4 protein-coding genes are annotated in these 7,338 nt (G+C 46.2%); all 4 read left to right on the top strand.

What is annotated here, in order from left to right:
* On the top strand, nt 1-724 hold a 724-nt coding region (locus tag AC4E7D_RS03760), incomplete at its 5' end, for an MFS transporter (protein ID WP_490172473.1).
* Between the two features lie 32 nt (nt 725-756).
* On the top strand, nt 757-4,200 hold the full coding sequence (locus AC4E7D_RS03755; protein WP_490172472.1) for a hypothetical protein: 3,444 nt from the start codon (nt 757-759) through the stop codon (nt 4,198-4,200).
* Between the two features lie 34 nt (nt 4,201-4,234).
* On the top strand, nt 4,235-5,986 hold the full coding sequence (locus AC4E7D_RS03750; protein ID WP_490172471.1) for a glycoside hydrolase family 3 protein: 1,752 nt from the start codon (nt 4,235-4,237) through the stop codon (nt 5,984-5,986).
* A 61-nt stretch (nt 5,987-6,047) separates the two neighbouring features.
* The coding region (locus tag AC4E7D_RS03745) for a glycosyl hydrolase family 17 protein (protein WP_490172470.1) at nt 6,048-7,338 on the top strand (1,291 nt) is incomplete at its 3' end.

The raw sequence follows: 7,338 nt of genomic DNA, 5'->3' as shown, positions 1-7,338 counted from the left end.
TTACTACGCCCCCACTATTTTTGAACAGGCAGGGGGTAGTACAGACTCTTCTTTTTTACAAGCTATAGTTGTGGGTTTGACCAACCTGGTCTTCACCCTGGTCGCTATCTGGCTGATCGACAAACTAGGCCGGAAACCCCTGTTGCTCATCGGCACGTCGGCTATGACCATCGCCCTACTTATGGCGACCCTGGCCTTTAATAACGCAACCTATGATTTCGACAAGACCTCGCTGGATAAAGTGGGTCAACTGGAGATTCGCGAATCCCTGAGCTATCTGGAAGGACGGTCTTTTGATAGTCAGTCCGAATTGTTTGAAGAAGTAAAGGACAAACTCAACGAGGGTCAATTCCTTGATTTTAAGCGGAATCAGATCACTAATTTCATTAGCATCAACGCCACCCTGGTCCTGGTAGCTATCCTGCTCTATGTAGCGGCTTTCGCCATTTCCCTTGGTCCTGTGATGTGGACCCTGATCTCGGAAATATTTCCCAGTAAAATAAAGGGTATAGCCATTTCCGTTGTGGGTTTTTTCAACTCCCTGGTCAGCTTTTCCGTGACCCAGATTTTCCCGTGGGAACTTACAAATTTAGGCCCAACAACGACCTTTGCCCTTTATGCCTTATTGTCGTTTATTGCCATACTCTTTGTGTACCGGTATGTGGTTGAAACCAAAGGGAAAACATTAGAGCAGGTCGAAGAACTGTTGATCAGGCCAGAATAAAATACAACAACCACCAATTAAGCAGTGTGTAAATGAAAAATACAGATAACATAAATAAGAGCCATCTAGAAAAGGTCCGGATCAATAACGAAGATTATTTCATGATCTCGAATAGTGATTCCTTACGTCCCTTCTTTATGAGTATTGTAAGCGATTCCAATCACTGGATGTTCATATCCAGTAACGGAGGACTTACCGCAGGAAGGAAAAATGCCCAATATTCCCTATTTCCGTATTACACGGATGATAAGATTACGGAATCTACGGAGATCACAGGAAGCAAGACCATCTTCCATGTTCAAGGGGAGGGAGCATCCCAGCTTTGGGAACCCTTTTCAGAACGTCTCTATGGTATTTATGATATTACGCGAAACCTTTACAAAAGCACCTATGGAAATAAGGTGATGTTCGAAGAGGTCAACCATGACCTTGGACTAAGCTACCGTTATGAGTGGTGCTCAAGCAATTTGTATGGGTTTGTTAGAAAATCATCTTTGATAAATAATGGTTCGGACACCAAATCAGTGCGCCTGCTTGACGGGATTCAAAATGTTTTACCCTATGGGGTAGGCAGTGATTTGCAAAACCGGCAGAGTAACCTGGTAGACGCGTATAAGAGAAGTGAACTGCTAAAGGCATCGGGCTTGGGTATCTACGCGCTTAGCGCAATTATTGTAGACAAAGCCGAACCCAGTGAGGCGTTAAAGGCGAATATCGCCTGGTCCTTGGGTCTTGAAACCCCCATACACCTTTTGTCATCTTTGCAGCTGGATGCATTCAGACAGGGCAAGTCTGTATCGGAAGAGGTGGATGTCAAGGCAGAGAAAGGGGCGTATTTTTTGCAGAAAGACGTTTCCCTGGCAGGGAAAGCACAGATAGAATGGATGATTGTGGCCAATGTTAATCAGGACCACTCGGCAATAGCGGAAGTGTCCAGGACGATACAGGATGAGGCTGGCCTTGCTGAACAGGTGAATGCAGATATTGACCTGGGCACAGAACGGCTCATTAAATTGAATGCCGCCTCAGACGGGCTTCAACTCACCCGTGATCATCTTAGGGATACGCGCCATTTTTCGAACACCCTTTTCAACATCATGAGGGGGGGTATATTTGACGATAACTACAATATCGAAAAATGGGACTTTCGTAAATACCTGAGAAAGGCCAACACCGCGGTATATCAAAAATTTGTGGATTCCATTGCAAAATTACCCGAGGTCTTTTCTCTTGCTGAGCTCAAAGCGCTAGCAGCCGATAGTAAGGATAATGACTTTAAACGCTTATGCCTGGAATATATGCCCCTGAAATTTAGCCGAAGGCATGGGGACCCCAGCAGGCCCTGGAATGTCTTTAGTATAAATACACGGGACGAAGTGGACGGGTCCAAGATCCTGGATTATGAAGGAAATTGGCGGGACATCTTCCAGAACTGGGAGGCCCTGGCGCATTCCTATCCGGAATTCATTGAGAGTATGATCCATAAATTTCTCAATGCCAGCACCTTTGACGGGTATAATCCCTACCGGGTAACCAAAGATGGGTTTGACTGGGAAGTGATTGAGCCTGATGATCCCTGGTCGTATATCGGTTATTGGGGGGACCACCAGATTATCTACCTCCTGAAATTCCTGGAATTTGCAGAAAATCATATGCCGGGTCAACTCGAGAGCTATTTTAAGCAGGACATCTTCGTTTATGCTAACGTGCCCTACAGAATAAAAGACTACGGTGAACTGCTCAAAAATCCCAAAGACACCATCGACTTTGATGAAAAGGAGGATCATGAGATCCGAAGGAAGCGCGAGGTACTTGGTGCAGATGGAGCGCTGCTTCACACCTCGGGTTCCGAGATCTACAGGGTGAATTTCATGGAAAAAATCCTGGCCACCGTTCTTTCCAAATTATCCAATTTCATTCCAGAAGGGGGCATATGGATGAATACCCAGCGCCCCGAATGGAATGATGCCAACAATGCCCTCGTTGGGAATGGGGTGTCTATGGTCACCTTGTACTACCTTAGGCGGTTCCTTAATTTCTTCAAAGAGCTACTAGTCCATGTAGAAACAGAGGAAGTGGCTATATCTCAGGAAGTGGCCGATTTTTTTGAACGTGTTAAGGCTACCTTTTCTGACCATCAAGACAAGCTCCATGGGGCAGTAAGTGACAAAGACCGAAAGTTGATCTTAGATGGTCTTGGACAGGCAGGCAGTGATTTTAGGGCAAGAATTTATAAGGATGCCTTTTCGGGTGAAAAAACCCAAATGCCGTTAGAGCAAATCCGCACTTTACTTGACCTCGCGCTGCGTTATTGTGAACATTCTATTGAAGCGAATAAGCGCGAGGACCAGCTATACCACGCCTACAATCTTATGACGGTTGAAGGGAAGGATGCCATTTCTATTTCCTACCTGAGCGAAATGCTGGAAGGTCAGGTAGCGGCACTTAGTTCTGGCTACCTGACATCCGAAGAGGCATTAGCCCTGCTCGATGGTCTAAAAAACAGTGCCCTCTTCCGGGAAGACCAGTACAGCTATTTGCTGTATCCGAACAAAAATTTACCACTGTTTGCGGAGCGGAATAATATACCGGCCGAAGCGGTTTCCCAATCGGAATTATTAACCGAATTGATTAAAACAGGAAACAATCAAATCATTGTAAAAGATATAAATGGAGTTCACCACTTTAATGGTAACTTTAAAAACGCCAGCGATCTTGCTGCAGGTTTAAACAATCTTTCAGATAGTGGATTAAAGCACCTTACAGACGAAGAAAAAAATAAAGTGCTACAGGTGTTTGAAGCTGCCTTTAACCACAAAGCTTTCACCGGAAGGTCCGGAACATTTTTTGGCTACGAGGGACTGGGATCCATCTACTGGCACATGGTGTCAAAGTTGCAACTTGCCGTAATGGAAGTTTGTATTAAGGCCATCCGGGAAGGTGCTGAGGAAACGATTATAGGCCGCCTCCTGGAACATTATTATGAAATAAACGAGGGGATTGGCGTACACAAACCACCCTCATTGTACGGGGCATTCCCAACGGATCCCTATTCACATACCCCTCAGGGTAAAGGGGCACAGCAACCGGGTATGACCGGCCAGGTTAAGGAGGACATCCTACGCAGGTTCGGGGAACTGGGCGTCTTTGTAAATGAAGGCAAAATGATCTTTGATCCCTGCCTGCTGAGACGGGATGAATTCTTAAAGCAACCTGAAACATTTTCATATTTCGATGTAAATAAAAAGGCTCAGAAATTGGAATTACCTGCAGACTCAATTTGTTTTACGTACTGTCAGGTACCCATAGTCTACAGCTTATCCGAGGAAACAGGATTAGAAGTGGTGACGGATAGCGGAGAAATAACGAAATACCGCTCACTTGAATTGGATATCCCAACCAGTAAGAAAGTATTTGAAAGGACCGGCGAGATTAGTCAGATCCTGGTACATATTAAAGGATCAGCCCTGCGGTAAAAGCTCAGGCAGTGCCTTTTAGTAGTGAAATGAAATGATTAGTAACATTCCAAATACCTTACAAATAGAAAAGCGCATTGAAGCGCTTCTGGAGAAGATGTCGCTTCCGGAGAAAATCGGGCAAATGACCCAGGTGAGGCATTTTGAGATCCCCGAGGAAGCCATAGTTTCCAGGAATATTGGATCCATTATCCATACCGAAGGGCCCCTGCCTGGAGCTACTGCTATCGAATGGCAGGAAAAATTCAAGCGCCTGCAGGAGAAAGCGCTCTCCAGCAGCTTGGGTATTCCATTGCTATTTGGGGTAGACGCCATACATGGGCAAAACTCATATCCCGGAGCTACAATTTTTCCCCACAATATTGGATTTGGAGCCTCTGGAAATGCAGAACTGGTAGAAAAAGCAGCGGCTATAACCACCAAGGAAGCCCAGGCTACTGGTTTTAACTGGGTGTTTGCGCCATGTATAGCCATCCCGTATAACGAAAAATGGGGAAGGGTCTATGAAGCGTTCTCCGAGAGCACAGCCCTAACTGAGAAACTAGCAAAGGCATCTGTCCTTGGTCACCAGGGCAGGGATCGGGAACGTTACTCGGTGATGGCCACTGCCAAGCATTTTATCGGTGATGGGGCCGCAGATAATGGTGTCGAGGGTGGGGAAACGTCCCTGACACGTGAGGAAGTTTATGAGCGTTTGCTCCCGCCTTATCAAGTGGCCATAGCTAATGGCGTAGGGTCAGTAATGACTTCATTTAATACTCTGGATGGGATTCCTATGCATGCGCACAAGGAGATGATTACCGGAGTACTTAAGGGATCATTGGGTTTCGATGGCATTGTGGTATCGGATTGGAAAGGGTATTCCAAGTATGGTGGAAATGAAATTATTAATGCGGGGATCGATATGGTGATGGCAGTGGATGGTGATTTGGCTCTTTTCCAGGAAGGCTTAAAAGACGCTGTGGAATCTGGCACCGTGCCGATGTCACGTATCGACGATGCAGTAAGCCGGATACTCAGGCAGAAGATGCGTCTCGGGCTATTCGAAGATCCATTTCCTGATCCCAGTCTCGTGAGCAGTATTGGGTGTCCGGCACACAGGGAAATAGCGAGACAGGCAGTTAGGGAGTCCCTTGTCTTGCTTAAAAATGAGAATAAGGTGCTGCCACTAGATAGCAGTTGTTCCAAAATCGTAGTTATTGGGGAGCATGCGAATAATTCCGGTCTGCAATCCGGAGGATGGACGATCGACTGGCAAGGCACCATCGAAAACTATGAAGGGGCAACTACCATTCTTGAAGGGATACAAAGGCTGTCAGAGGGTGAAGTTGTGTATACCCCCCATGCCGATGAAATTCATGAAGACGCCGATGTGGCGATTATATGTGTAGGGGAACAACCCTATGCAGAATTTTTTGGAGATGTGGGGCATGAGGTTAGCGATTGTCAGCTTACGCTGACAGAAAAACACCGGGAATATATCGCAAGATATACGAATGCCGGGGTCCGTGTAGTAGTAGTGTTGATATCTGGCCGGCCCTTGGTAACCAGCGCAGAAATAAAGATGGCGGATGCCTTCATTGCCGCCTGGCTACCAGGGTCCGAAGGAGATGGGATAGCCGAAGTGCTCTTCGGAGAGCATAACTTCAACGGCAAACTCCCGCACTCATGGCCGAAGTCGCTTGCAGATTATGATCATAAATACGGCCCGAATTTCTGGGACAATGCTATAGAACCTTTGTTTCCCTTAGGATACGGATTAAAATATCCGCCAAACGAGATGTAAAATATGTTATTTAAAGACATCCACAGGCCTGGAGCCGAAAACGATTTTAAAGGACACCGATATGAAAGGAGTATTAAAAACACTGATTTTTGTCCTCTTGCTAATTACTCAGTATGCCTGTAAGGATCAGAGTGCGCAGAAAGCAGAAACAGAAAACCAAACGAACAAAGAAGTGACAGCTAAAGACATTTTAGGTAATCCTGAGTATTTGGCCATATCCTACGGGGGCTACAGGGAAGCAACTCGCGAAATCCAGCCTACACTGGACGAATTAAAAGAGGATATGCGGATATTGGCTGCTATGGGGATCAAGATCCTCCGCACCTATAATGTGCAATTGCCACAAGCGTCTAACCTGCTCAAAGCCATACGGGAGATGAAGGAAGAAGACCCGGACTTTGAAATGTACGTGATGCTTGGCGCCTGGATCGATTGTAAAAATGCCTGGACTGATCAGGCCCCTGACCACAACCTTGAAAGTGAGCAAAATGAAGGGGAAATTAACAGGGCTGTTGCCCTTGCCAATGAGTACCCGGATATCGTAAAAATCCTTGCTGTAGGAAATGAAGCCATGGTAAAGTGGGCCGAGAGCTACTATGTGCAGCCCAAAGTTATCCTGAAGTGGGTAAATCGGCTACAGGACCTTAAAAAGTCAGGCAAGTTGCCCAAGGAATTATGGATTACCAGTTCGGATGATTTTGCATCATGGGGAGGGGGAGACCCTATGTATCACACCGAAGACCTGGAAAGGTTGGTAAACGCTGTGGATTACATTTCTATGCACACCTATCCTTATCACTACTCCCACTATGTTCCTGAATTTTGGCTGGTGCCGGAAGATGAAGAACCACTATCTGATATTGAAAAGATCGATGCTGCTATGTTACGGGCGAAAGAAATGGCTATATCCAAATATGACTCCGTGTCCAATTATGTAAAAAGCCTCGGTGTGGAGAAACCTATCCATATTGGAGAAACCGGTTGGGCAAGCGTTTCCAGTGGCTATTATGGCCCAAATGGATCTAAGGCCACTGATGAATATAAGCAAGCCCTGTATCACAAACATATGCGCGAATGGACGAATGCTGCCGGTATTTCCTGTTTCTATTTTGAAGCCTTTAATGAAAGGTGGAAAGATGCCCAGAATAGAAGAGGGTCCGAGAACCATTTTGGTTTGTTCACTATTGACGGCAGAGCGAAATACCCCTTGTGGGAAATGGTTGACAACGGGGTTTTTGAAGGACTAACCCGGAATGGCAACCCCATTACCAAAACCTATGGAGGAGATAAGCAAGCCCTGATGAATCACGTGCTCGTGCCCCCGACCAAACGGGAAAAGGCCGCTGCACATT

The sequence above is a fragment of the Lentiprolixibacter sp. genome (assembly GCF_982873095.1).
The sequence above is the reverse complement of the archived record's forward strand: the minus strand, read 5'-3'. Positions and strand labels throughout refer to the sequence as shown.

What these genes read in the sequence shown, in the direction of transcription:
- AC4E7D_RS03755 (WP_490172472.1), top strand. Translation starts at nt 757, where the DNA reads ATGAAAAATACAGATAACATAAATAAGAGCCATCTAGAAAAGGTCCGG.
- AC4E7D_RS03750 (WP_490172471.1), top strand. Translation starts at nt 4,235, where the DNA reads ATGATTAGTAACATTCCAAATACCTTACAAATAGAAAAGCGCATTGAA.